The following is a 24506-nucleotide window of genomic DNA, read 5'->3' on the forward strand; positions in this document are numbered from 1 at the left end:
GTGTTTCAGATTACATCCGCAACCATCGTGATAGATGTTCCGCTCACACCTACCTCTTGAAATCCGAAACGCTCATATAATTTCATAGCGGCCGTGTTCTCGGGAGCGACGCTTAACGATACCTTCTGAATCCCCTGCTCCTTCATTCCTCTGAACAATTCCTTCATCAGGGCCGTTCCAAGCCCTTGCCTGCGGGATTCCGGCAGCAGCGCCATGCCCAGCTCGGGAATGTCCTCACTCACATAACCGAACCCTTTGTTCTCTTCATCAAAATGACGGATCGTAATCGAGCCTATCGGCTTCCCTGTGGCATTCACGGCAATATAGCCTAAATCGCCCGCTCGCCCCCAGTCGTCCACGTATTTTTTCATGAACGGCTCTTCGAGTATGTCTCGGCTAAAAGGCTCCTCTCCCTCGGGCACATACAGAGACTCATACAGCATCTCCCGCAAAAAGGATTCATCCTCCCGGCCAGCGACTCGAATATGGTATGAATTCATGTGCATCTTCCTTCCCACCCTAGATACTATCCGTCAATGCGGTCCATAACGCCAATCTCTCCGGATCAAAATCGTTCCGGCCGTAATGGTCGAGAAAAATATCCTGGTAGTCATCGCTTCCCAGGTTATATCGAAGCGTCCAAATTCCCCAATAGAGGTCGTAATGAAGGTCTCCGATCCCGCCATAACCCAGATCGATAAAACCTTCAAGCTGGAAATTCCTCATAATCAGATTCGGCAGACAATAATCGCCGTGAAGCAGCACATCATGGTCCTCCGTTCCCTGCAGCTTCTCCAGGCTTAATAGAGCCTGTTCTCTTCCGCCCGGAAACCCTTTGATATCTCCCATTTTGTTCATGATGCCTTCCTGATACTCCTGGACAAGTTCAGCTGTTCGATTCGGAAAGGGACAATCGGCAGCAGATATAGAATGGAGATAACGCAAACTCTCCCCGAACACAGCAGCCAGTCTCTTCGGATCTTCCAGATGTCCCCCGGACACCCCATCATCCCCTTGCAGGGCGACGGTCAGCAGGTAATCGTTATCGCCTTGCTGCTCATAGGCCAGCACCTTAGGAGCCAGGCCTTTTCCGTGTAAATAATCCGACATCAATCCTTCTCTCTTAAGTTCATCCCGTTTCGTTATCTTTAAAAACATCGGTTGGTTCGCTCCCTCGATGTACAGGGTTTTAGCCTGTTCCGAGGAGCTGCTGTCATAGACGGTAGCTGTCTGGATATAGGGCTGCAAGCTAACAGGCAGCGTCTTTATGTCGAATGGAATGCGTACTTTTTTCATCGTTCCTCCACACCGACCCGTTCAATCGGTCGGCCTCAGTTCAATAGAATAAAGACGTCCCCATCGGAACGCCTTCGGATCTGTACTTTATGAATTGGCGATTCATCGGCCTAATCCTTCCCTTCCAGCCGGTAATTTTTCGTTTAAACTATTTTTGCTCACCTGTTTATCAGAACGGAACTCCCTCGAAGTACACCACCTCAGCCAGACGAATGTGCAGTACCTTATTATCCCCAACCGTCAATTGGAGATGGTCCACCGCAACTGCGGACAAGATCCCATCGACTTTCCCCGCGGTAGTCACGATGACTACCTTGGCTCCTTTATGCCGGAGCAGATACTCAATAAATACCGGTTCAACCAACGTTGCGTAGTGAGCTGGCTGCGGAATTGCCGGGGTACGCGGCGCGTAATACGGCGGTATAGGTTGGGGCGGGGGATAGGCATAGTAACCCGGTGCATAACCTGCAGGCGGCGCTGGATAACCAAAATTGTTAGGGCTGTTCATGAAAGACCTCCCATGCCAATATTAATCCTACACCCTTATGTATGTCCGAGAAGGAGCCGCTATGTTAACTATCCTCATATTTATACGAAAAAGTAAGAAAACCGCCTAACTTTCCATTACGCCTTCTGTGCAATCAACTTACTCATCGCATGCCGGTGCGGTATACCTGACGAATTGCAATCAAAAATAACCTCCGGGCAGCTGTGAATCAACCAATCGTGATAATACATCATAAGCTCTCCGGATTTCCAGTCGTAAGCGTACGGCTCATCCTCGGGAGGAGGCGTTATGAACGGCTTTTGTACGAACACATTAAGGCAATGAAATCCCTCTGCCGACGTGAATTTTTTATAATTAGTAAAGATTTCTTCACGATACTCGGGTCTGATATAATGCAGAACGCCGCTGGAATACAACACGTCAAACTCCGAGTCCAGACGGTAGTCCGAAATATCCGCCTTGAATACGTTCACGTGTACTCCGATGTTATCAGCCAATCGCTTCGTTTTCTCGATCCCCGCATCCGATATGTCGAATGCTGTGACCTCATAGCCGTTACGGGCAAAAAACACGGCATCCTTCCCTTCCCCGCACCCGATATCCAGCAGCTTTACCCTTCTTGTGGGCGGGATCATTTCAAGCACCTGGTAACAGGCCGCGTTCGGCTCCGTGCCCCAATAGTACTCCGGTGTTTTGTACTCCTCTTCATATATGCTGATCGGCTTGCCCGCCCCAGAATAACCAAACAACTTATCGATGCTGACGTTCAGCAGCCGGGACAGCTCCGGAAGCAGTGCGATATCGGGCATGGTCTGTCCCGTTTCCCATTTGGATACCGCCTGGAAGGTAACGCCCAGTTTGTGAGCCAATCCCTCCTGGGTGAGCCCCCGTTCCTTGCGGTAACGATTAATATTTTTGGCTAACATGTCTCTCATATGGATCACTCTCCTATTTAACCTCATTGTAGGGGCGTTACGTAAGGCATACAATAACCTGGTTTTTGAATCCCGGAAGAATTCAACCGTCAGTTGAAATCATCCAAATCCAGGAGTTCCGTGCCCAGGCATGTTACAATAAACCTGTTTTAAAATCACTATAGATATAAGGAGAACGCTCGTGAACATTAGAAAGCTGAATACTCATGAAAAACCCCCTATGGACCTGCTGCTGCTTGCGGATCCATCGTTAAGGCTGGTTGATGACTATGTAAAGCGCGGTCATTGCTATGTGGCTGAAGAGGACTCGCATCAGATCGGGGTCTACGTCCTGCTGCCTACAAGGCCCGATACGATCGAGCTGGTTAACGTTGCGGTAAGCGAGAATCTGCACGGCCAGGGCTATGGCAAACAGCTTGTGAATCATGCCATCGGGCAGGCACGGGAACTCGGATATGCAACAATTGAAGTGGGCACAGGAAGCACTGGCGTGGCGCAGCTGGCGCTGTATCAGAAATGCGGCTTTCGGATGACAAGCATCGATCGGGACTTTTTTGTCCGCCATTATGATGAGGAAATCTATGAGAACGGCATGCGACTGCGCGACATGGTGCGGTTGACGCAAGATTTGTAGGGCTCGGGGCTGGACAGATGCACCCTTCCTCCATCCGTTGAGAGCTGCATGGGGAGATCTTCTATTTCGTGTATGTACGCGGTCTGTATCCGTCTTACAATTTGAAGCAGCTGCTAGAGAATGATGTGAATAATGCCAACAAGACATTGAGCCTGTAACCTCAGCAAAAAAGCCCCGGGCTACACAAGCACAGGTTTTTACGAGATAGTCTCGCAAAACCGTCAGCCGTATAGCTCAGAGGCTTTTTCTATTTTACATATCATCCCTCAAAAAATCAGGGATTATTTATTCAGCGTTTCGCTCCAGTCATGCACCATATGGCCCTCGAGATATTTCTCGCAGTCCATAGCGGCCATACAGCCTGTGCCTGCAGCCGTAATAGCTTGGCGGTAACGGGTATCCTGGACATCGCCGCAAGCGAATACGCCCGAAATGTTTGTCTCCGTCGTACCCGGTTTAACCAGGATGTAACCAGTCGGATCGGTCGTAATCTGATTGCCAAGGAAGCCTGTGTTCGGTGTATGGCCGATAGCCACGAATACGCCTTCCGCTTCAATCAGTTCGTCTTCTCCGGTCTCGTTGTTGCGGACCTTCAGGCCTTTAACACCGGTTTCGCTGGTAACCACCTCAACCGGCGTACGGTCCAGAGCCCACTGGATCTTCTCATTCTCACGTGCACGATCCTGCATGATCTTGGATGCACGCAGCTCGGTCCGGCGGTTCACTACCGTTACGCTGGAAGCAAAACGCGTCAAGAAGCTGGCTTCCTCCATCGCGGAGTCGCCGCCGCCGATGACAATGATCTTTTTCCCGCGGAAGAAGAACCCGTCGCATGTGGCGCATGTACTTACGCCGCGACCAACGTTCTCCTGCTCTCCCGGAATTCCGAGATACTTCGCGGAAGCTCCCGTCGATATAATAACGGACTCAGCCAGAAGCTCGCCCATGCCCTCGACATTCACCTTGAACGGACGCTCGGAGAAATCAACGGACTCGACCCAGGCACTCTTGAACTCTGCACCGAAGCGCTCCGCTTGTTGACGCATATTATCCATCAGCTCGGGACCCATGATCCCTTGCGGAAATCCAGGGAAGTTCTCAACCTCCGTCGTTGTCGTAAGCTGACCGCCCGGCTGCATTCCCTCGATAACGAGCGGCTTCAAGTTCGCGCGTGCCAAGTAGATGGCTGCCGTCAATCCGGCAGGTCCTGTTCCGATTACGATTGATTTGTACATAGATACGGCCTCCTTTAAGGTGTCGATTTCTGTTACGTGTTACATCCTATTCAGGACTTATGGAATCTTCATGTACCAAGGTCTCCTAAGTATCCGAATATGGGTTCTTACTTAAATGTTTTCCGTAAATGGCCGGAAATTATCATCCGGCTGTGCCTTCGTTTCACATACGCTATCCATTTGACGTGCGTAACGACTCACCGTTGATGGCGAAATACCGTAACGGACAGCCACCTGTTCATAGGTTAGGGTTCGTCCACGCTTCTTGGCCGTCAGATATTCCAATGCCGCTGCCCAGCCCTCCACATTCCGAATGTTCGGAATATCAGGGTACAGCCGGCTCAGGAACTCGGACCAGAGATTCTCCATCTCTTTTTTCCAAGAAGGGTCTATCCGCATGTCCATGGTCTGCTCTGCCTTCTCCAGCACCGCCTTCCAGGAAGGGAGCCAATCCGGCAGCACCTCACGGGTCTTGCTACTGGATAGATCGCGATCGTCGCGGCGTTCCTTCAGCCGATTGCTTGCGGCCTCCATCTGCTGGAGTACCAGGCGGGCGGCATCTTTCAGCTCCGCATCCTCTCCCGGTTCCTGTAGGAACGATTGCAACGCATGCTGCACCTCTTCATCGGCAATCAATTCCAGCGTCCGGATCACCTGCAGCTTGGTGTGGGGATCGCCATGCCGGAGCGCCCAGAAGAACGAAGAACGAATCAGCGGATTCTGTTTCGCTTCCTCCGTCAATTTGTCGCCGTCATGCTCCCAGCGTTTGAACTGCTCTTCAAACGGGAGGTGATAGTGGTAACTCACCTTCATCTGGTCCGTACCGGTCTCTTTACGCTTCTGCAGCTGCGCCAGATAGAAATTCGGAATCACCGAATCTCCGTCCAGCTTCAATGCTTGCCGCCAATATTTCTCGGCCCTGTCATAATAACCGCTGTTGCATGCCGCAACGGCCGTATAATGATACAGACTAGGATCTCCGCTAAACTCCTCTTCCTTCAACAACCGGCGAAAATGACCGTAGGCAATTTCGTGCTGCCCCAGTATTCCCATCGTTGTCGCCAGCTTAAACACATGCTCCTGATGAAAAGGAACCGTCACCGTTAGCATGTCCATCAATCGGTCACGCTGCTCCTGATTTCCTTCATGCTGAAAGAAGATAGCCAGATTGCATAAACCGTGCAGATTGCCTGGTTCCTGATCCAACACCTCGCCAATGGTACGCTTCGCAGTATCAAAGCGCCCCATATAATAATAGGCCAAAGCCAGATTGTTGCGCGCAGCCAGAAAATCCGGATAATCCTTGACGATTTCCTCCAACAGCTTGACCGCTTGTGCGAATTTCCCTTCCTCAAGCAGTGCCCGGGCATGCTCATGCTCGACCACGCCTTCACGACTCTTGATCCGGTTCAGCTTGGCAGGACGATTCAGCTCATAATGAAGCAGCTCCATCATCTCCTCGGCCTCATCCAGAAACTGACCACTGGGGTCTTCCTCCAGATAAGTAACAAGCGCTTCTTCCGCCTGCTCGAACTGTTCCATATTGGCGTAATTGTTCGCCATGTAGAAGTAGCACTCCGTCATCAACGGGTCAACCTGCTCCAAAATGTGAGCCAGCACATCGTTGGAAGCTTTATAATCTCCCGTCTCTGATAATATACCCGCCATATTGCAATGATTCACCGGATTATCCGGTTCATATTCAACAGCTTTGCGAAAATATTTCAGAGCCCTGTCATATTGGAAACGATCAAGCGAACGAACCGCGCGATCGAAGAAGAAATTGGCATTCATCTCGATAGATATAACATTGTGGGGGTCACTTGACCCATATGGATAACCATTCACGAAAAGCAAGGCACCTCCTTTAACTTGCTCCTCTATCCACAACAGTATAACACAAGTTTCAACGTCATTTGCAGAAAAAAGACACCAGTTTACACACCGGCGTCTTTGAATAAAGTGGCGATCGAGCCGCCCTCGGTAATAATGTGGGTTGCCTGGGCCAACATGGGCGCAACAGACAACACCTTAAGCCGCATCTTGCAGTGATGATCCGGGAGCACGATGGAGTCTGTGACCACGATTTCCTCGATATGAGCATGGTCCAGACGGCTTAGTGCTTCACCGGAGAAGAGTCCATGGGTTGCACAAACAATGGCATCATTAGCTCCCCGTTCCTTCAGACCTTCGACCACTTGCACGATGGTGGTTCCTGTATCAATCAAGTCCTCGATAATAATCGGCGTACGCCCCGCCACGTCCCCAATGACATGGGTGATAACGGCTTCGTTATGGGCAGGACGCTGCTTGATCATCATTGCAAACGGCGATCCTAGGCGGCTCGCAAGTTTCTCGGCTGTCTTCGCCCGCCCGGCATCGGGGGATACGATGACCGGGTTCTCAATTTTCTTGGTCTTCAAATATTCCGTAATCAGATCGAGCGCAGTCAGATGATCCACCGGTATATTGAAGAAACCCTGAATAGCAGGGGCATGCAGATCAATCGTAATCACGCGGTTGGCCCCGGCTGTGGTCAGCACATCGGCTACCATTTTGGCCGAAATCGGCTCACGCGGTGCTGCCTTTCGTTCCTGTCTGGCATAACCGTAATAAGGAACAATGATATTGATCGTTCTGGCGGAAGCACGCTTCGCGGCATCAATCATCACCAGCAGCTCTACGAACATTTCATTGATAGGGTGAGAAAAGGACTGCAGCAGAAAAACATCGCAATTGCGGATGCTCTCTTCAAAGTGCACATAAACTTCGCCACTCTGAAAGCGGGAAATCTTGATCTTTCCCGGTTCAACTCCCAACTGCTTACTGATATTTGCAGCAAGCGCCGGATTGGAAGTTCCGGCGAACAATCGTAATGAACGATACATGAGGACCTCCTGACGAGAGTGGTTGATAATGGCTGATGCAACGATCTCGTTGAAAGCGTTATCGTCAAATCAGGCCGTTCCCGCCTCCATCAACCTCTTCGAAGAAGGGGCTCTAGAAGTAGAAAACAGCCGTCTGCAATAAACCTGTTTGCAATTAGTGCTTATCTTTATTATACATTGTTTCCCTCAACATTCAAAAGCACCATCTCCCGCTTCCGGTTACGGAAGGTCGCGATCTCCCGAACGCCAAGCTCCGATAGCAGTGTTCTGGCATGGTCCAGATGCTCGCCCAGCTTCATCGGCTGATGGGCATCCGACCCTAAAGTCAACGGAACGCCAAGCTTAATCGCTTCCTCCAGCATGCGGCGGCTCGGAAACATTTCCTCACAGGCCTTCGATAAACCGGAGGCATTCAGCTCCATGGCTTTCCCGCTTTGGGCCACAGCCGCAAGCGCGGCTTGTTCCAGAGCGATCACGTCCGGCTTCTGTTCGGGGCCTGGTCCATAACCGAACCGCTTGATCACGTCCAGATGGCCCATGATATCATAGAAGCCGGTCGCGGCGGCTTTCTGCACTGCATCATAATATTGCTGATAAACCTCAAGCGGATCCTTGCCCTCCCAGCCTTGGGTCTGACGGTAATCCGTAATATCCCACTCACCCAGAAAGTGTACGGAGCCGATAACATAATCCCACGGATAGCCCTTCACAATCCGCTCAATCTGTTCTTCGTATCCCTCGATATAATCGCCTTCGAGACCGATCCGAATGTCAATCTGTCCTTTGTAGCGTTCCTTCAGCTGCAGGCACTCTTCCACGTAACGCGGCAGCTCGTCCATCGGCATGGCCATTTCCGGATAATAGGTTTCCGGGTTGACGTGAATCAAAGGCATATGATCCGACAAGCCCAATTGATCCATCCCGAGTTCAATGGCGCGCCGTACATACTCCTCCAGCTGCCCCTCGGCATGTCCGCACCGGGCATGGTGGGTATGGTAATCAATATGCATCGGTAGACCTCCTAATCGCGGCGTGGCCGTTCGTGGCGGCGACTCAGCTCATCCATGATCTCATCCAGTGGGAGCTTGCGCTCCTGGAGAAGTACCAGTAGGTGATAGATCAGATCGCTGATTTCAAGCTTAAGTTCGGCGTTGTCTTTATTTTTGGCGGCGATGATCGTTTCCGAAGCTTCTTCGCCCACCTTCTTCAGGATTTTGTCTACCCCTTTATCAAAGAGGTAAGTCGTATAAGCCCCTTCAGGCCGCTCCACTTCACGCTGGGCAATGACTTCTTCCAGCTCAGCAAGAACCGCAAACCGCCCGCCCTCTGCAGCTGCACGGTTATTCGCAGTCCCGCTCTTCTGCCCCTGAACCGTAATCTCATTGTAGAAGCAGGTTGTTTGTCCGGTATGACAAGCAGGTCCCTTCGGATCCACCAGCAGCAAGAGGGTGTCTCCATCACAGTCGTACGTCATGGATACGACCGTCTGGACGTTCCCGGAAGTTGCCCCCTTATGCCACAGCTCCTCGCGCGAACGGCTCCAGAACCAAGTTTCGCCGCTTTCCAGCGTCAAGCGAAGAGACTCCCGATTCATATAAGCCATCATCAGCACCTGCTTGCTCTGCGCATCCTGTACAATCGCCGGCACCAGGCCCGAGGCATCCCAACGGATATGCTCGCTGACCTGCTCCAGGGATAAATCCTTCAACATATCTTCGCTCACCGTATATCCACTCCTTTTTGACTAAGATGCAACTTCAGATGAGGAATCGAGATTTCTTTATAATGGAAAATCGTTGCGGCAAGACCCGCATCCGCCTTGCCTGTGGTAAACACGTCATAGAAGTGATCCTCTTTGCCAGCACCGCCGGACGCGATGACCGGGATCTGCACCATTGAAGATACGGCAGAGGTAAGTGATAGATCGAACCCATCCTTCGTTCCGTCCGCATCCATGCTGGTCAACAGAATCTCGCCTGCACCCAGGCTTTCCGCCTGCTTCACCCAATCCAGCGCTTTGATGCCGGAAGGCGTACGTCCGCCGTGCGTGTATACTTCCCATTCCCCCCACGCTTGGTTGTACTTGGCATCGATGGCCACAACGATGCATTGGGAGCCGAATTTGCGTGCCCCGGCTGAGATCAGCTCCGGCTGCTTGACCGCTGCCGTATTCATCCCGATCTTATCCGCGCCTGCCCGCAGAATCCGCTTCATGTCCTCAACGGACGAAATGCCTCCACCCACGGTAAAAGGGATGGCAATTTCCCCTGCCGTTTTCCGCACGACTTCCTCCATCGTCGCCCGGCCTTCGACCGATGCTGAAATATCCAGAAAGACTAACTCGTCTGCGCCTTCCCGGTCATAGAGTGCCGCCAATTCCACAGGATCGCCCGCATCGCGGAGATTCACAAAATTTACACCCTTCACCACCCGGCCGTCCTTCACGTCCAGGCAAGGTATGATCCGTTTTGCCAGCATGCCTTTTCCCTCTTCCCCTATGAACTCTATCGATCAACCGCTTATTTGAACGGACCCTATGTCAGACCTATTTGATTCTCGTAATTGCCTCGTTCAAGTCAATATTGCCTGTATACAGCGCCTTGCCTACGATCGCTCCGCCTACACCTTCGCCGCTGTGCGCGCTGAGCGCCAGCAAATCGTCCAGCTTCGTCATGCCGCCCGAAGCGATGACCGAGCGGCCGCTGGCTTTCGCCAGCGAGACAATTGCCTCCACATTAGGCCCCTGCATCATCCCGTCCCGGGAAATATCGGTGAAGATGAAGGTTTCCGCTCCTTTGGCTGCCAGCTCCTTAGCCAACACCTCGGCTTGAACTTCCGACGTTTCCAGCCAGCCCCTAGTTGCGACGTATCCGTTGCGCGCGTCGATCCCGATGGCCACCTTATCCCCGTACTTGCCCAGCACCTCTTCCGTAAAGACACGATCTTCAATCGCTGCCGTACCGATGATAACCCGGCTGACGCCAAGCGACAGCAGCCGCTCCACATCCACCAGCGTGCGCAAACCTCCGCCTACCTGAACCGGAACCTGAACGCTTGCTGCGATCTTCCCGATGATATCGTCATTCACCGGATGGCCTGCCTTCGCGCCGTCCAAATCCACGAGATGAATAAAGGCACCGCCCTGCTCTTCCCACGATTTGGCTACCTCGAGCGGATTGTCATTGTATACCGTTTCTTGATTATAATCGCCTTGCACGAGTCTGACGCATTTGCCGCCGCGAATATCGATCGCCGGATATATGATAAAAGAGGACATCCCCATTCCCACTTTCCTTCTGGTCTATTTGATCACCTTACATTACGTTAAAGCCAAGAAATTGCGAAGCAGGCTCATCCCAAGCTCCCCGCTCTTCTCGGGATGGAACTGCATGCCATACACCGAATCGCGGCCCACGATGGCTGTCACTGGCTGACCGTAATCGGTAACCGCCAGCAAGTCAGCCTGAACCTCAGGAAGAACATGATACGAGTGGACAAAATACACATGACCTTCCTCAAGTCCCGCAAACAGCGGATGCTCCCGCTTCTCGAACTGCAATGAATTCCAGCCCATATGCGGCACCTTGTAGTCACCACCCGTAAACCGTACAACCGATCCGGGCAAAATATCCAGCCCTTCAAACTTGCCATGCTCCTCGCTCCGGCTGAACAGGAGCTGCATGCCGAGGCAAATCCCCAGCAGCGGCTTCCCCGATTCCGCTGCTTCCTTCATGACCGAGTCCAGCGAGGTTTCGCGCAGCTGCTCCATGGCATCGCCGAACGCGCCGACCCCAGGCAGAATGATGCCATCCGCCGCCAGAATCTCCTCTCGCTCCCCGGTGACGAGCGGCTTATATCCAAGCCGCTCCACTGCTTTGCTGACGCTGTGCAGATTGCCCATGCCGTAATCCACGATTGCAATCGCCATCGATTAGAGCACTCCCTTCGTGGATGGCACGCCGGTCACCCGAGGATCCACGGTAGTCGCCTCATCCAATGCACGGCCGAGCGCCTTAAATACCGCTTCAACCATATGGTGGGTATTGTGTCCGTAATGAACGATGACATGCAGCGTGATCCGCGCCTCCAGCGCCAACTTCCACAGAAATTCATGGACAAGCTCAGTATCAAAAGAGCCTACCTGCTGCGAAGGATACTCGGCCCGATACTCAAAATGCGGGCGGTTACTGATATCCACAACGACTTGAGCAAGCGCCTCATCCATCGGTACAAACACGCTGGCGTACCGCTTAATCCCTTTTTTATCGCCCAGCGCCTCGCGGAACGTCTGCCCCAGGCAAATCCCGATATCCTCCACCGTGTGGTGGTCATCGATCTCGATATCTCCCTTCGCCTTGACGCGAAGATCAAATTGCCCATGCTTCGTAAACAAATCAAGCATATGATTCAGAAACGGCACATCGGTTTCCAATTCCGAGATCCCGGTTCCATCGACATTGAAATCCAGGGCAATATCGGTCTCATTGGTTTTACGGCTCACGCCGGCTGATCTTGCTGCTGCATCCAAACTGCTCACGTTGATTGCCTCCTCTAAACGTATCTAGTATGAACGAATCATTCATGTTCCTCTTTGATGCTTAACGCTCCTGTTCAAGCCGAATCTCGATCGCCCGGGCATGGCCTTCAAGCCCTTCGCGCCGAGCCAGCTCCATAATCTGCTCGCCATCGCGCAGGAGGGCTTCCTTGCTGTAGTAGATCAAGCTTGATTTCTTAATGAAATCGTCCAGATCAACCGGCGATGCGAACCGAGCCGTCCCATTCGTCGGGATGATATGATTCGGTCCTGCAAAATAATCACCTACCGGCTCTGAGCTATATGGCCCGAGAAAGATCGCACCCGCGTTCTCGATCTGGCCCACAATCGCCATCGGCTCCTCCGTCACGATTTCCAGATGCTCCGGCGCCAAACGGTTAATAACTTCAATCCCTTCTCTAAGGGATTCCGTGATGATCACCGCGCCGTAAGTATCCACGGAGGCGCGGGCGATGTCACGCCGCGGCAGAAGTTCAAGCTGCCGCTGCACTTCAGTGGCAACGACCTCGCCCAGCTTGCGTGAAGGCGTCACGAGAATGGCGGATGCCATCTCGTCATGCTCTGCTTGGGAGAGCAAATCCGCCGCAATATACGAAGCATCTGCGCTGTCATCGGCCAATACCGCAATCTCGCTCGGACCGGCCAGGCTGTCAATATTGACCGCCCCGTACACTTCTCGCTTGGCCAGCGCAACGTAAATATTGCCGGGACCGCAGATTTTATCAACGGGGGAGATGCTCTCCGTACCGTAGGCCAACGCCGCAATCGCCTGAGCTCCTCCTACGCGGTAGATCTCCGTAACGCCGGCCTCGGCTGCGGCGACCAGGATATAGGGATTAATCCCATCCTTCCCGCCGGTAGCCGGGGGGGTGACCATGACAATCTCGGGCACGCCTGCCACCTGCGCCGGGATGACGTTCATCAGCACGGACGAAGGATAGGCTGCCTTCCCGCCGGGCACATATACACCCACGCGCTTCAACGGACGAATGATCTGTCCCAAGATGCTGCCGTCGGCTTGAAGATCCATCCAGGAATTACGCTTCTGCTTCACATGGAAAGCGCGAATATTATTCGCCGCGGCCTGAATCGCCTTCACAAACGAAGACTCCACATGATGATAAGCCTCCTGGAGCTCTTCATCCGTTACGCGAAGCTGATCTGCCTTAAGACGGACGCGGTCCAATTGCTCGGTATGCCGCAATAAGGCAACATCTCCTTCAGACCGAATATCCCGCACAATCGCCTTCACGACTTCATTCTGCTCTGGTGTGCCATAATCATTTTCCCGTTTCAGCTGAAAGTCCCGTGCTGATACAACCTTCACCTTCATCTCCCCCAATCCCGCTGCTTGCATCACATTTGACCTCATACATGCATAGCGTTTCTTACGAATCGACAATCATATGTCCGATCTATCCATGCTCATCTTTGTTTATACTTCGTTTCTTAGCGCTGTATATTCGCTCCCTCAGACATAATGACCATTTGCAGCCGATCACACAATGCCTGAATTTCATCATTCTTCATCCGATAGCTGACGCGATTGGCAATCAGACGACTTGTAATTTCAAAAATGCTGGTCATCTCTATAAGTCCGTTCTCCTTGAGTGTTTGGCCCGTTTCCACCATATCCACGATCCGGTCGGCTAAGCCGATAAGCGGTGCAAGCTCGATGGAACCGTTCAGCTTAACAACTTCAACCTGCTGGCCTTGTTCACGGAAATACTGCGAAGCTACATTCGGATATTTGGTGGCAACCCGCTGACGTATGCCCGGCTTCCAGTCCGGTAAGCCGATAACCGACATCCGGCACCTTGCAATACCGAGATCGAGCAGCTCATAGACGTCTTTGTTCTCTTCCATCAGCACATCTTTGCCAACGATTCCGATATCCGCGACACCGTATTCCACATAAGTCGGCACATCCACCGGCTTCGCCAGAATAAATTCCATTCCTGCCTCCGGCAAGGGAATGACCAGCTTGCGCGTCTCATCCACATCGAGGGGAATCGGAAGTCCGGCTGAACGAAACAGCGCGGATGCTTTTTTATATATACGCCCTTTGGGCATCGCTACTTTCAACGTTTCCGCCACGTTCAACTCCTCCTGACCTTAACCTATATAAAATAGAGTGATATATCAGCGTTCTATCGAAGGGTAATGATCTCCCGATAGCCTCTATTAAGCAAACTGCCGGATACAACGGGTACCCCCTCATCTCGGACATTCGCCGAGTCCGGCATAATCGAGGTGATGACGGTATGACCCTGTGCCCGCAATTCTGACGCTTTCGCCAAACCTTCTTTGCGATAGGAAGCCGTGTAACGGATCAGAACGGGCAGCTCCTCCGTAATCTCTTCTCCCTGCACCCCATCCAATATGCGATTGGTCTTAAGCGCAAAGCCGGTTGCCGGAACGGCACGGCCAAACTGCTGCAGCAGCTTGTCATAACGACCGCCGCTCGCAACGGGTGAACCTAGCTCAGCAGCATAGCCTTCAAACGTCATGCCGGTGTAATAGGAGAAGTCTCCGAGCATCGTCAGATCAAACAGAACATGCCTGGAAACGTCGTATGCCTCCAGCACCTCCCATACTCTGCACAGGTGCTCAATAGAAGCTCTTGCGAGATCATTGCTGCTAATCTCAAGTGCCTGCCCGGCAATCTCCCGCCCCCCGCGCAGCTTCAGGATTCCTTCCAGCTGATCCTGCTGTGTCTCCGTAAGCCGCAGACTGGCAATGGTATTTCGGTATCCGACATAGTCGCGGTTTAGCAGGTCCTGCTTTAGGCTCTCTTGATCCTCCGTCCGCTCAGGCAGCACCTCCTGGAGCAGGCCATTAAGGTAACCCATATGCCCCATCGCGATTTTGAATTTCTCCACGCCTGCCGCCTTCAGAGACTCGATGGCCAGTGCAATCACTTCAGCATCAGCCTCCGGCGTATCGTCGCCTACAAGCTCTACACCCGTCTGGAAGAATTCAGCCTCCCGGCCCGCCTCTTCTTCGATTGCGCGAAACACATTTGCATGGTAAGACAAACGCACCGGTAATGGCTCATCCTTCAGCAGCGACGACATGACCCGTGCTATGGGAGCAGTCAGATCGGACCGCAGCACCATCGTCGTTCCGCGCTTATTCAATAATTTAAACAGTTTTTGGTCCGACGTAGAGCTTGCCACGCCTACCGTATCGTAATATTCCATCGTTGGTGTCATAATCTGCCGGTATCCCCAGCGGTCCATACATGCCAGCACTTCACGTTCAATCCGGCGCAGCTTGGTGACCGCATGAGGGAGGTAATCACGAACACCTGCCGGTTTTTCGAAGCCTTTCGGTTTAGACATGACGCTCCACCTCAAATTCAGAAAAGTCTTTACTATGGTAAAGTGGTACCTTGCTAATAAATTAAAGGATATTGGCTATATTACCATGAACCCTGCCTGATCGTCAATGCATCATGAATGCGTCCTGCTATGTATCGTTCTCCGTTGTAATCCGCCTTAGCCGCCAAAGAATCTGCTTAACTTCTGGGTATAATTGTAACACAAGAACATGCTGGAGTGGCTTGCTTATCTAGGGGTGAATCTCTGATATGTCCAGAGCCACGCATAATACAAAAAAACCGTCCGATTGCCGGACGGCTTTGCTTCATAATGATAAATAAGAAAAAAGTATGCCTGCTATGGTTATAGATCCACCGATTTTTTGCTGTCGCCTGTAACGGTGTCTTTTCTCTGCGTTGGTGCTTTTGGTGCTTTGGATGATGGCTTCAATGATCGCGGAACGCTGCCAAGCAGCATCCAGGAGCCTGGAATCCACCGGAACACCGTTTGTACCACCAGTGCACTGACAATCAGCGCAGTAACCATGCCACCATAAATCCAGATGAGATAATCATCGGTTACCGGATTCAGCTTGAGATCGTACTCCCGGTATAGGAACAGCCAGAGCGGATGCACCAGATAGATCGCGAAGGACAACTCGCCAATCCGCGTCAGCACCTTCACGATGAGTTTCCAACCGCTGTTATACAGCCAGCTGGCCAGCTGCATCAGCACAATCGCGGAGAAAACCGTGTGCAGATTCCATAACAGCTCGTACAACAGGGAGTCGTATTTGGCACCGTGCAATCTCTGATTGTACCAAATCTGCACATGTGTCAGTGCCATCGCAAGCCAACCGGCCCATAACACGACCGTACCTGCTCTTTGACCTGAAGTCTGCTTTTTCCAGGATGACGTAAGCCAGCCCTTGAATTTGTCGTAATTCATCGCCAGATAAGCACCCAGCATATAATAGGCTAAATACGAGATGGCCAGGCTTCCTTTAAACGTGTAGTGCAGCTCATATTTATTCCATATGATAAAGCCCCATTGAAGCAGGAACCCGATGGGAACCGCCCACCGTACGAGAAACCGTGACGATTTGAACAGCTTAAGGAAGATCGGGAACAAGATATAGAACTGCAAACTGATAAACACAAAATATAAGTGCGTATAGTTCTGCCCCCGAATTAAACGTTCAAAGAAAAGAGGCATCTGTGCCCATAGATCAAATGAGCTGTTGAGCAGCCCGTTCTGATACATCCGCACAAAGAAATAGATGATCGAGAACAACACATAAGGCAGCAAAATGTACAAGAGCCGCCGTTTATAGAAGTTTTTGATTAGATCTTTGGTCAGTGGCCGGTCCGCATAGTTATAGAACAGCACGAAGCTGCTTAGGAATATAAACGAGGGTGTACCGTATTTAAAGAAAATATTCAAAAAATTAATAATATAATAGAATCGCGAATCAATCGCATCCACTGTTGCAAATGAAGTCGCATGAACGTGAAGCACGCCCAGGATGGCCAGCGCACGATAAATATCGAGCTGCGGCAGCCTTTCCTTCTTGTTCAGCGTTGCACTCATGTCAGGCGTCGCCTCCTTGATTCAAGTATTTTCATAGAGTCAATGAAAAGGGATGGGCGGGCAAAAAAGTCCCTCAAGGCCATCATACCCCGGGGACTATGGAATCGCTTTGTGTCATGTTATCCTATACTCATTCTACAATAATTCAGGTAGCTTGAGAACCTAACTTGTCACATTACCTCAAATTGACTCACTTTCCGTCGATGTCCTCTTCAGCTCTCGCAATGGATTGCCGCCTACAAAAACACCCGGTGCCACATCTTTATGTACGACAGACCCTGCAGCAACAACCGCTCCATCTCCGATCGTTACGCCAGGCAAAATCGTGGTGTTCGCGCCGATGAGCACGTTCTCCCCGATCCGCACTTCACCCAGACGATATTCCTTTATTAGATACTCATGGGCAAGAATCGTTGTATTGTAGCCGATCACCGAATTCTCGCCGATAGATATTTTCTCCGGAAAAAACACATCCACCATGACCATCAATCCAAACGCGGTATGTCTTCCCACCTTCATCCCGAGCATATGGCGGTATATCCAGTTCTTCAAGGGCAGGATAGGGCAATAGCGGGCCAACTGGATAAAGATGAAGTTCTTGACGCCCTTGAACGGGCTCACGGTGCGGTAGATTTGCCATAGCGCGTTGGGCCCTTCTACAGGATAACGGGTAACCTTTCTGGCCATGCTGCCAAAACTCCTATTCCTCTTGAAGTCCTACGATTTCATACAGGTCTTTCATATCCTTTAAAACATAATCCGGACCATACTCCATCAGCTTCTGCTCACCCTTCAGGGACCAAGCTACAGCTGCGGCCTTCACACCCGCCGCCTTGGCGGACTGAATGTCGACCGGACTGTCCCCGATCATCAATGTCGTAGCCGGATTGGCGCCCAGCCGCTCAATTGCCGTCAGAACGGGCTCAGGATGCGGTTTCGGATGCTCGACGTCGTTCACCGTAACAATCGCCGACATGAATCGCTCGAGATCGTACTTTTCCAAAGTCATCATCGTAGAAGGACGAATCTTAGTTGTTACAATCCCAAGCGAAAGCCCGTGACGATGAAGGGACTCCACGACCTCATTTACATGAGGGAACGGTCTAACCATCTCATCATGATGAAGCGTGTTGAAGGAACGGTAGGCTTTGACAAACGGACTAACATCCTCAACGCCTCCCGAGAAAGCCTGCAGCTGCTGTTCCAGCGTGGTTCCCATATGTGGAATGATCTGCTCCCTGGTTAACGGTCCCGGTGCTTGAGCCTCGAAGACATGCAGAAACGACGAGATAATCAATTCATTCGTATCAATAATGGTTCCGTCTAAATCAAACAGTACGGTTTCTATCATGCTGCAACTACTCCTTTTTGTCCTCCGTATCTGGTTTTATTGCCGGAGTATCTTCTACTCGGGATGGTTTGACTTCCGTCTCCTCGGTTTGGATTAGAGAGCTTGTATCATCCTTCTCTACTGGATCTGCTGCCGGTTTATCCTGCTTAACAGGTGCCTGCGCAGATGACTTCACGGCTTTATCCGTCTGAAGGTCAGCTTCAGGCGTTGGCCCTGCTCCGGTCTTCGTTGACACGATGGGGTCCAAATAACGCACATTAGCGCGGCCTGTTACGCGGCGTACAACGATCAATACGATGCCTGCAATAACGAAGAACACCGACAGCAGCTGAGAAATCCGAATATTGCCGTAAGCCGGATCCAGATGGCCCAGTTCAAAGCCCATCCAAGTCATCGGTGCCCACAGCGTATTGTTAATGAAGTCGGCAAGTCCGGTTGCGCCTTGGAACGCCAAGCTGTCCGTACGCACCGCTTCAATGAAGAATCGGCCGATGGAATACCAGATGAAATATCCGATGAAGAGTTCGCCTGCGCGCAGGAATTTCTGTCTGCGGAGGATAAGCAATATGACAATACCCACCAAGTTCCATAGCGATTCATATAAGAAGGTAGGGTGATGGAATACACCTTGTACATTCATTTGATTCACGATGAAATCAGGCAGGTGCAGCTGTCCGCGTAAAAAGGATTCGCTTACAGGACCGCCATAGGCCTCCTGGTTAACGAAGTTCCCCCAGCGTCCAATGATCTGACCGGCCAACAGGGACGGAGCACAGATATCGGCAATCCGCCAGAATGAATAGCCTTTCCGGCGAACAAAGATTAACGCACAGATAATGGCACCAATAAGGGCACCGAATATGGCAATCCCGCCGTTCCATATTTTGAACACATCCAGGAAGTTGTCTTTATAATCTTCCCATTTAAAAGCTACATAATAAATACGCGCACCAATGATTGCGGAAGGAACACCAAGCAAGAGCAAATCCATGAAAAATTCCTGCGGAATGCCAAAACGCTTTCCCTCGCGAATGGCCAGTAACAGCCCTGCTAAAGCTCCCAACCCCAAAATCAAGCCATACCAATGAACACGCAGCGATCCGATGGAGAACGCCACCGGATCGATGAGCAATGTTTGCATCTTTTATAACCTCCCTAGTCCTAGTCCAAATCGTCCATATCTTCAGCGATCGTAGCTGTCAGTTTGTTCGTAAACTGCAGCGCAGCATTCAGTCCCATTTGTTTCAATCTGTAGTTCATAGCTGCTACCTCAATAATAACCGCAAGGTTACGTCCTGGACGAACCGGAATGGTGACCAGAGGGATGTCTGTCTCAATAATTCGTGTTGTTTCTTCATCTAATCCCAGACGATCATACTGTTTATCCTGCTGCCAAGCTTCCAATCGAACAACAAGCGTAATCCGTTTATTGTTCCGAACGGCTCCTGCACCGAATAACGTCATGACATTAATAATACCAACTCCGCGAATCTCCAGAAGATGGCGAATTAACTCCGGCGCCGTTCCGTGAAGCTGAAAATCCGATGTCTGACGTATCTCCACCGCATCATCCGCAATCAATCGGTGTCCGCGTTTGACGAGCTCCAATGCCGTCTCACTCTTCCCGATACCGCTTGAACCTGTGATCAGCATCCCCACGCCATAAACATCGCACAATACCCCGTGGATGGTTGTAGTTGGTGCAAGTTTACGCTCCAGGAAGCTTGTGAATCGGCTTGTCAGAATGGTTGTCGCCATACTGCTGCGCAGTACAGGCAAACCTCTTTCGTTCCCGAGTTCCACCAGCTCCTCCGGCACTTCCAAGGAACGAGTAACTACAATGCAAGGTGTTTCTTCCGTACACAGGCTGCGCATCCGCTCTTTACGCTCTTCCGGCTTCAGCATTCCGAAGAAAGCCAACTCCGTGCGGCCCAGAAGCTGGACCCGTTCCCGCGGATGGTATTCAAAATAACCGGCCATTTCCAATCCCGGGCGATTCAGATCGTCCGTTGTAATCTGACGTTTTAAGCCTTCCTCACCTGCGATGACCTCCAGCTGAAACTGCTGGACCAGCTCGGATACCTTCACTTTCTTGGCCATGGTCTTACCCCTCTTCTTCCATTGTATGTTGACATCACAACGCAACCGTCATGTACGCGGCCCGTATTGGATGATATATTCCATATTCGATATTATCTAAAGTAGATAATCTGTATAAGCCTTATCAGCGATCTGGCAATTCACATGAAATATGCTTCAACATCCCGTATGTCCCATACTTATGTATGCCTTGCTTTGTGCTTATCTTATCGAAAAAAACCAATGAATGCAATTCTAACCGGCTATTCAATCGCGACATTAGGCTTATATTGGGGTGAACCGACACTACGATTACGTACTATAACTTGAATAATATAAATGTAATGTTTTATCACGAAAGGCATTATTAACTCCATTCTTCTCCAGCATCTGGGTTTACTGCTTTATATATCTGCTATTCCTTTGAATGCATCTACTACCTTCTGCGAGAAACACCTTAAACCCTCTCTAGGAGTGAATACTACCTGGATTTATGTATTTTTCCCCTAAAAAAACCGCCCCTTGAGAGGGCGGTTTTCAAGAGATCCCGATTGCTGAAGATTAGTCTTCGAGCAATACGTTCAATTCAGACTCTTTATCAAAGATATGAACTTTGTTCATGTCGAGTGCCAATTTCACATTGTCGCTTTCGCGAGTAGTCGAACGTCCGTCTACACGGCCGATAACCGTATCGGTGCCCAAGCCGCTCAGGTACAAGAGCATTTCGTGACCAAGGTTCTCGGTTACGTCAACTTTTGCAGTGAAGATTGTGTTCGGGGAAGCTTCCAGGAAGACTGGCTCTTCATGAATATCTTCCGGACGAACACCCATGATTACTTCTTTGCCAATCATGGATTTGTTTTTGAGCAATTGCGCTTTACCACCTGGTACTTGAACGTTCAAGCCCTGGGAAGTGAAGTATACGCCACCGTTTTGCTCGGACAATTTACCGTTGATGAAGTTCATGGTTGGGGAACCGATGAAACCAGCAACGAACAGGTTGTTCGGATTGTTGTACAGTTGCTCTGGGGAATCCGCTTGTTGAATAATGCCGTCTTGCATAACAACGATACGGTCACCCATCGTCATAGCTTCTGTTTGGTCATGCGTTACATAGATACAAGTGGTTTCAAGGCGCTTAACCAGCTTTGTAATTTCGGCACGCATCTGACCGCGGAGTTTCGCATCCAAGTTGGAAAGTGGCTCATCCATCAAGAAGACTTGTGGATCACGGACAATCGCACGACCCAAGGCAACACGCTGACGCTGACCACCGGACAGAGCCTTTGGTTTACGCTCGAGCAAATGCTCGATATCCAGGATTTTTGCTGCTTCACGTACACGTTTATCGATTTCGTCTTTCTTCACTTTACGGAGTTTCAAACCGAATGCCATGTTCTGATATACGTTCATATGTGGATACAAGGCGTAGGATTGGAATACCATCGCGATGTCACGATCTTTAGGTGCTACATCGTTAACAACGCGGTCGCCAATGTAAAGTTTACCCTCAGAAATTTCCTCAAGACCTGCGATCATACGCAGTGTCGTGGACTTACCGCAACCGGAAGGACCTACCAGTACCAAGAATTCTTTATCTTTAATATCCAAATTAACGTCAATTACAGTTGCTTTATCCGCACCTGCATACTTTTTGTAAATATGCTCTAAGCGTACACCAGCCATGTGCATTTGCCCCCTCATATGAATGTTATGAAATCGAATACAATTAATTTATAATCTTATATTACCCCATAGGCACCTGACTTGCTATACACAATCTGCACAAAAAACCTATTTCCTTTTCGTCACTTTATACAATAGAAGCGTTATTTTCACTAAAACCGCATCACTGAAGCTGCGAACATCAAGCCCCGTCTCCTGTTTGATCTTATCCAGGCGGTATAGCAGCGTGTTACGGTGAATATATAGGTGCTTGGCCGTCTCGCTCACGTTACAATCCAATTCGAAAAAAGACTCCAGCGTTGACAAGGTCTCACTATCCTCGAATAAATCGGTATGTCCGGCAGCGTACTCTCGCAGAAATTGATTGCGTTGGTACTCAGGAATGCTATAGACCAGGCGCTCCAGATGAAGCCCGGTCGACAGATGGATATGTTCCTTTACCTGGAATGTACGGCCGATGGTCATGGTTTCTCTTAACATGCTAACGGTCTGTGGCAGAGCATGCAGGGCATTAACTGCCGGTATCGCCGAGATATGGAAATCACCCACCCATTCCGTTGAAATCAGCTCGTAGAGCCCCATGCAGAATAAGGAGAGTAAATCTTGATCGCCTTCCACCGAAGCATCCTCTTTATCATCCGTCGTTATACCGTCCAGCAATTCCTGGTTCGCTAGGATAATCCATTCCTTATCAAGCAGTGGCACCAGAATGATGTCCCCGCCAAAATAGCTGCGCAATAACCGATGCAGTGCCTTATAACTTGGAGTAGGGGCGTGCTCGCTCTCATGAATAAGAAGAAAAGGAACCATGTCCTCCGTCAAGCTTGTCCGAATCCACATTTCCTCTGGTAATTCAGCAAGCAGTTCACCGGCTTGCAGGCGTTCCTTTAACCAACCACCCAACTGTTGGGCGCGTCGTTCTTCTTCAACCTTACCGGCACTCTTGGACACTACCCCTGGTGTCGTATCCTGAAGGCTCGACAATAGTAGAGTTATAAGCCCAATCTCCGACTCCGTCAAAGCACTCTGATTCGCTACAATTACCCGACTAGGATCCTGTTGATTCACAGGAATCCAAATCTCACCAAGGTCCTTGTGCACATAGGCGCCGTGAACCCTTCGTGATTGGTGTGAGGTTCTGTTTTCTTCACGGCTACTAGCCCCCTGGGCTCTTTCCTCATGACCCATCCGATCACCGAATGGCGGTGAGGTCGCTATTAGTTTTGTTAACCATGCTGCTTCCTGAGCATTCAATGTTTTTAAACCGAGTGAGGTACCCAAGGTCTGCTCTAGTTTCTGAACGATGTGCTCCATCTCCACCATTGATGACTCCACCACTTTATCGTTTTTTCTTATTTTAGCATAACACCCAGTGCAAGCGACAATGCCTTCTCTCTAAGTCCAGTTACATTGGAGAAAAACTGCTTAAAAACAACACAAAAAGAGCCGTCAACAACGTTGACGACTCTTCGGATGAGCCATGAAGGACTCGAACCTTCGACACCCTGATTAAAAGTCAGGTGCTCTACCAACTGAGCTAATGGCTCTTATTTACTGGTGGAGGATGATGGATTCGAACCACCGAACTCGGACGAGAACAGATTTACAGTCTGCTGCGTTTGGCCACTTCGCTAATCCTCCAGGATATAAAGGTGGCTCGGGACGGAATCGAACCGCCGACACGAGGATTTTCAGTCCTCTGCTCTACCGACTGAGCTACCGAGCCTTACATAAATGACATAAAAATAAAGTGCGGAATGCAATCCTGCCCACTTTAATCTGTGGAAAACCGACCATTTTTATTCCTTAAGATTAATAATGGCGGAACTGACGGGATTCGAACCCGCGATCTCCTGCGTGACAGGCAGGCATGTTAGGCCTCTACACCACAGTTCCACATTATTAAAGATGGTGCCGGCGAGAGGACTTGAACCCCCAACCTACTGATTACAAGTCAGTTGCTCTACCAATTGAGCTACACCGGCATGGTAAGGTAATAAAAATAAGTACATGGTGGAGGCTGAGGGGTTCGAACCCCCGACCCTCTGCTTGTAAGGCAGATGCTCTCCCAGCTGAGCTAAGCCTCCAGGTATGTATGGTAGCGGCGGAGGGGATCGAACCCCCGACCTCACGGGTATGAACCGTACGCTCTAGCCAGCTGAGCTACACCGCCATATAAACCTATTTGCGTTCAAGTTATTCAAATGGCGGAGAGAGAGGGATTCGAACCCTCGCACCGCTTACGCAGTCTAACCCCTTAGCAGAGGGTCCCCTTATAGCCACTTGGGTATCTCTCCATCATAACTTGTATGCAGTTACAGAGATTGATTCCCTGAAAACTAGATACGAAACGAATTTGCAGCACATTGAAATATGTTTTGGATAAGCCCTCGACCGATTAGTATTGGTCAGCTCCATGCATTGCT

The 24506-nt window shown here is 50.6% G+C and carries 24 protein-coding genes and 8 tRNA genes; 1 reads left to right on the plus strand and 31 read right to left on the minus strand.

The features are described from left to right. Positions 1–5: 5 nt before the first annotated feature. The 4 genes from ACOZB4_RS30220 to ACOZB4_RS30235 all read right to left on the minus strand — a co-directional run bounded on the left by ACOZB4_RS30220 (position 6) and on the right by ACOZB4_RS30235 (position 2739). Entirely contained in the window at positions 6–500 is a 495-nt protein-coding gene (locus tag ACOZB4_RS30220; RefSeq protein WP_379414471.1) for a GNAT family N-acetyltransferase, read from the minus strand. 19 nt (positions 501–519) lie between these two features. Continuing rightward, positions 520–1296, minus strand: coding sequence for an aminoglycoside 3'-phosphotransferase (locus ACOZB4_RS30225; RefSeq protein ID WP_379414470.1), 777 nt, complete (start codon positions 1294–1296; stop codon positions 520–522). 169 nt (positions 1297–1465) lie between these two features. Next, the gene (locus ACOZB4_RS30230; protein WP_379414469.1) at positions 1466–1804 is read right to left on the minus strand and encodes a DUF2642 domain-containing protein; all 339 of its coding nucleotides are present in this window, start codon (positions 1802–1804) and stop codon (positions 1466–1468) included. A 116-nt stretch (positions 1805–1920) separates the two neighbouring features. Next, positions 1921–2739: a helix-turn-helix domain-containing protein gene (locus tag ACOZB4_RS30235; RefSeq protein WP_379414468.1), complete on the minus strand. Its 819-nt coding sequence runs from the start codon at positions 2737–2739 to the stop codon at positions 1921–1923. A 181-nt stretch (positions 2740–2920) separates the two neighbouring features. On the opposite strand from ACOZB4_RS30235, the gene ACOZB4_RS30240 reads away from it, so the two are divergent. Continuing rightward, a complete protein-coding gene (locus ACOZB4_RS30240; protein ID WP_379414467.1) occupies positions 2921–3373 on the plus strand; it encodes a GNAT family N-acetyltransferase in 453 nt (150 codons plus the stop codon). Between the two features lie 281 nt (positions 3374–3654). On the opposite strand, the gene trxB is transcribed toward ACOZB4_RS30240, so the two are convergent. The 27 genes from trxB to ACOZB4_RS30375 form a co-directional block, all read right to left on the minus strand. Further along, positions 3655–4608, minus strand: coding sequence for a thioredoxin-disulfide reductase (gene trxB / locus ACOZB4_RS30245; protein ID WP_379414466.1), 954 nt, complete (start codon positions 4606–4608; stop codon positions 3655–3657). Positions 4609–4719: 111 nt separating this feature from the next. Beyond that, a complete protein-coding gene (locus tag ACOZB4_RS30250; protein ID WP_379414465.1) occupies positions 4720–6456 on the minus strand; it encodes a tetratricopeptide repeat protein in 1737 nt (578 codons plus the stop codon). An 89-nt stretch (positions 6457–6545) separates the two neighbouring features. Then, positions 6546–7496 (minus strand): ribose-phosphate diphosphokinase, encoded by a 951-nt coding sequence (locus ACOZB4_RS30255; RefSeq protein ID WP_076326139.1) that lies wholly within the window; start codon positions 7494–7496, stop codon positions 6546–6548. Between the two features lie 170 nt (positions 7497–7666). Continuing rightward, entirely contained in the window at positions 7667–8506 is an 840-nt protein-coding gene (gene hisJ / locus ACOZB4_RS30260; protein WP_379414464.1) for a histidinol-phosphatase HisJ, read from the minus strand. An 11-nt stretch (positions 8507–8517) separates the two neighbouring features. After that, entirely contained in the window at positions 8518–9219 is a 702-nt protein-coding gene (gene hisIE, locus ACOZB4_RS30265) for a bifunctional phosphoribosyl-AMP cyclohydrolase/phosphoribosyl-ATP diphosphatase HisIE (RefSeq protein WP_379414463.1), read from the minus strand. Next, complete coding sequence (gene hisF / locus ACOZB4_RS30270) at positions 9216–9974, minus strand: imidazole glycerol phosphate synthase subunit HisF (RefSeq protein ID WP_379414462.1); 759 nt, start codon at positions 9972–9974, stop codon at positions 9216–9218. The genes hisIE and hisF overlap by 4 nt, the downstream gene beginning before the upstream one ends. A 67-nt stretch (positions 9975–10041) precedes the next feature. After that, positions 10042–10773 (minus strand): 1-(5-phosphoribosyl)-5-[(5-phosphoribosylamino)methylideneamino]imidazole-4-carboxamide isomerase, encoded by a 732-nt coding sequence (hisA, locus tag ACOZB4_RS30275; RefSeq protein ID WP_379414511.1) that lies wholly within the window; start codon positions 10771–10773, stop codon positions 10042–10044. 42 nt (positions 10774–10815) lie between these two features. Then, entirely contained in the window at positions 10816–11424 is a 609-nt protein-coding gene (gene hisH / locus ACOZB4_RS30280) for an imidazole glycerol phosphate synthase subunit HisH (RefSeq protein ID WP_076326134.1), read from the minus strand. A 3-nt stretch (positions 11425–11427) separates the two neighbouring features. Beyond that, positions 11428–12033, minus strand: a complete 606-nt coding sequence (hisB, locus tag ACOZB4_RS30285) for an imidazoleglycerol-phosphate dehydratase HisB (protein WP_076326198.1) — start codon at positions 12031–12033, stop codon at positions 11428–11430. Positions 12034–12094: 61 nt separating this feature from the next. After that, positions 12095–13378: a histidinol dehydrogenase gene (hisD, locus tag ACOZB4_RS30290; RefSeq protein WP_379414510.1), complete on the minus strand. Its 1284-nt coding sequence runs from the start codon at positions 13376–13378 to the stop codon at positions 12095–12097. Positions 13379–13500: 122 nt separating this feature from the next. Beyond that, positions 13501–14148, minus strand: a complete 648-nt coding sequence (gene hisG / locus ACOZB4_RS30295) for an ATP phosphoribosyltransferase (protein ID WP_076326133.1) — start codon at positions 14146–14148, stop codon at positions 13501–13503. Positions 14149–14201: 53 nt separating this feature from the next. After that, on the minus strand, positions 14202–15395 hold the full coding sequence (locus ACOZB4_RS30300; protein WP_339269307.1) for an ATP phosphoribosyltransferase regulatory subunit: 1194 nt from the start codon (positions 15393–15395) through the stop codon (positions 14202–14204). A gap of 342 nt (positions 15396–15737) precedes the next feature. After that, the gene (locus ACOZB4_RS30305; protein ID WP_339269305.1) at positions 15738–16964 is read right to left on the minus strand and encodes an acyltransferase; all 1227 of its coding nucleotides are present in this window, start codon (positions 16962–16964) and stop codon (positions 15738–15740) included. 180 nt (positions 16965–17144) lie between these two features. After that, positions 17145–17651, minus strand: a complete 507-nt coding sequence (locus tag ACOZB4_RS30310; RefSeq protein WP_076326130.1) for an acyltransferase — start codon at positions 17649–17651, stop codon at positions 17145–17147. 13 nt (positions 17652–17664) lie between these two features. Continuing rightward, entirely contained in the window at positions 17665–18315 is a 651-nt protein-coding gene (ppaX, locus tag ACOZB4_RS30315; protein ID WP_379414461.1) for a pyrophosphatase PpaX, read from the minus strand. A 7-nt stretch (positions 18316–18322) separates the two neighbouring features. Then, positions 18323–19456 carry a prolipoprotein diacylglyceryl transferase gene (gene lgt / locus ACOZB4_RS30320; RefSeq protein ID WP_379414460.1) on the minus strand — a complete coding sequence of 378 codons (1134 nt, stop codon included), beginning with the start codon at positions 19454–19456 and terminating at the stop codon, positions 18323–18325. Between the two features lie 20 nt (positions 19457–19476). Continuing rightward, on the minus strand, positions 19477–20415 hold the full coding sequence (hprK, locus tag ACOZB4_RS30325; RefSeq protein ID WP_076326127.1) for an HPr(Ser) kinase/phosphatase: 939 nt from the start codon (positions 20413–20415) through the stop codon (positions 19477–19479). A gap of 540 nt (positions 20416–20955) precedes the next feature. Next, on the minus strand, positions 20956–22080 hold the full coding sequence (locus ACOZB4_RS30330; RefSeq protein ID WP_076326126.1) for an ABC transporter ATP-binding protein: 1125 nt from the start codon (positions 22078–22080) through the stop codon (positions 20956–20958). A gap of 108 nt (positions 22081–22188) precedes the next feature. Then, positions 22189–23403: a PucR family transcriptional regulator gene (locus ACOZB4_RS30335; protein WP_379414459.1), complete on the minus strand. Its 1215-nt coding sequence runs from the start codon at positions 23401–23403 to the stop codon at positions 22189–22191. A 151-nt stretch (positions 23404–23554) separates the two neighbouring features. Beyond that, positions 23555–23627: transfer RNA gene (locus tag ACOZB4_RS30340), tRNA-Lys, on the minus strand. Positions 23628–23635: 8 nt separating this feature from the next. Further along, positions 23636–23721: transfer RNA gene (locus ACOZB4_RS30345), tRNA-Tyr, on the minus strand. A gap of 12 nt (positions 23722–23733) precedes the next feature. Then, a tRNA-Phe gene (locus ACOZB4_RS30350) sits at positions 23734–23806 on the minus strand. A 93-nt stretch (positions 23807–23899) separates the two neighbouring features. Further along, positions 23900–23976: transfer RNA gene (locus ACOZB4_RS30355), tRNA-Asp, on the minus strand. Positions 23977–23989: 13 nt separating this feature from the next. Next, positions 23990–24065, minus strand: a tRNA-Thr gene (locus tag ACOZB4_RS30360). Between the two features lie 26 nt (positions 24066–24091). Then, positions 24092–24167, minus strand: a tRNA-Val gene (locus tag ACOZB4_RS30365). 9 nt (positions 24168–24176) lie between these two features. After that, positions 24177–24253, minus strand: a tRNA-Met gene (locus ACOZB4_RS30370). Positions 24254–24285: 32 nt separating this feature from the next. After that, positions 24286–24377, minus strand: a tRNA-Ser gene (locus ACOZB4_RS30375). Between the last annotated feature and the right edge of the window lie 129 nt (positions 24378–24506).

This window comes from Paenibacillus sp. NPDC058898 (genome assembly GCF_049316025.1).
Classification (GTDB): Bacteria; Bacillota; Bacilli; order Paenibacillales; family Paenibacillaceae; genus Paenibacillus_AQ.

Bases quoted from the DNA above. Each gene is read 5' to 3' on its own strand.
- ACOZB4_RS30305 (WP_339269305.1), bottom strand. From the start codon at position 16,964: ATGAGTGCAACGCTGAACAAGAAGGAAAGGCTGCCGCAGCTCGATATT.
- ACOZB4_RS30255 (WP_076326139.1), bottom strand. From the start codon at position 7,496: ATGTATCGTTCATTACGATTGTTCGCCGGAACTTCCAATCCGGCGCTT.
- ACOZB4_RS30335 (WP_379414459.1), bottom strand. From the start codon at position 23,403: ATGGTGGAGATGGAGCACATCGTTCAGAAACTAGAGCAGACCTTGGGT.
- ACOZB4_RS30235 (WP_379414468.1), bottom strand. From the start codon at position 2,739: ATGAGAGACATGTTAGCCAAAAATATTAATCGTTACCGCAAGGAACGG.
- hisF (WP_379414462.1), bottom strand. From the start codon at position 9,974: ATGCTGGCAAAACGGATCATACCTTGCCTGGACGTGAAGGACGGCCGG.
- lgt (WP_379414460.1), bottom strand. From the start codon at position 19,456: ATGCAAACATTGCTCATCGATCCGGTGGCGTTCTCCATCGGATCGCTG.
- hisJ (WP_379414464.1), bottom strand. From the start codon at position 8,506: ATGCATATTGATTACCATACCCACCATGCCCGGTGCGGACATGCCGAG.
- ACOZB4_RS30300 (WP_339269307.1), bottom strand. From the start codon at position 15,395: ATGTCTAAACCGAAAGGCTTCGAAAAACCGGCAGGTGTTCGTGATTAC.
- ACOZB4_RS30310 (WP_076326130.1), bottom strand. From the start codon at position 17,651: ATGGCCAGAAAGGTTACCCGTTATCCTGTAGAAGGGCCCAACGCGCTA.
- trxB (WP_379414466.1), bottom strand. From the start codon at position 4,608: ATGTACAAATCAATCGTAATCGGAACAGGACCTGCCGGATTGACGGCA.
- ACOZB4_RS30330 (WP_076326126.1), bottom strand. From the start codon at position 22,080: ATGGCTGGTGTACGCTTAGAGCATATTTACAAAAAGTATGCAGGTGCG.
- hisA (WP_379414511.1), bottom strand. From the start codon at position 10,773: ATGTCCTCTTTTATCATATATCCGGCGATCGATATTCGCGGCGGCAAA.
- ppaX (WP_379414461.1), bottom strand. From the start codon at position 18,315: ATGATAGAAACCGTACTGTTTGATTTAGACGGAACCATTATTGATACG.
- hisH (WP_076326134.1), bottom strand. From the start codon at position 11,424: ATGGCGATTGCAATCGTGGATTACGGCATGGGCAATCTGCACAGCGTC.
- ACOZB4_RS30220 (WP_379414471.1), bottom strand. From the start codon at position 500: ATGAATTCATACCATATTCGAGTCGCTGGCCGGGAGGATGAATCCTTT.
- ACOZB4_RS30225 (WP_379414470.1), bottom strand. From the start codon at position 1,296: ATGAAAAAAGTACGCATTCCATTCGACATAAAGACGCTGCCTGTTAGC.
- hprK (WP_076326127.1), bottom strand. From the start codon at position 20,415: ATGGCCAAGAAAGTGAAGGTATCCGAGCTGGTCCAGCAGTTTCAGCTG.
- ACOZB4_RS30230 (WP_379414469.1), bottom strand. From the start codon at position 1,804: ATGAACAGCCCTAACAATTTTGGTTATCCAGCGCCGCCTGCAGGTTAT.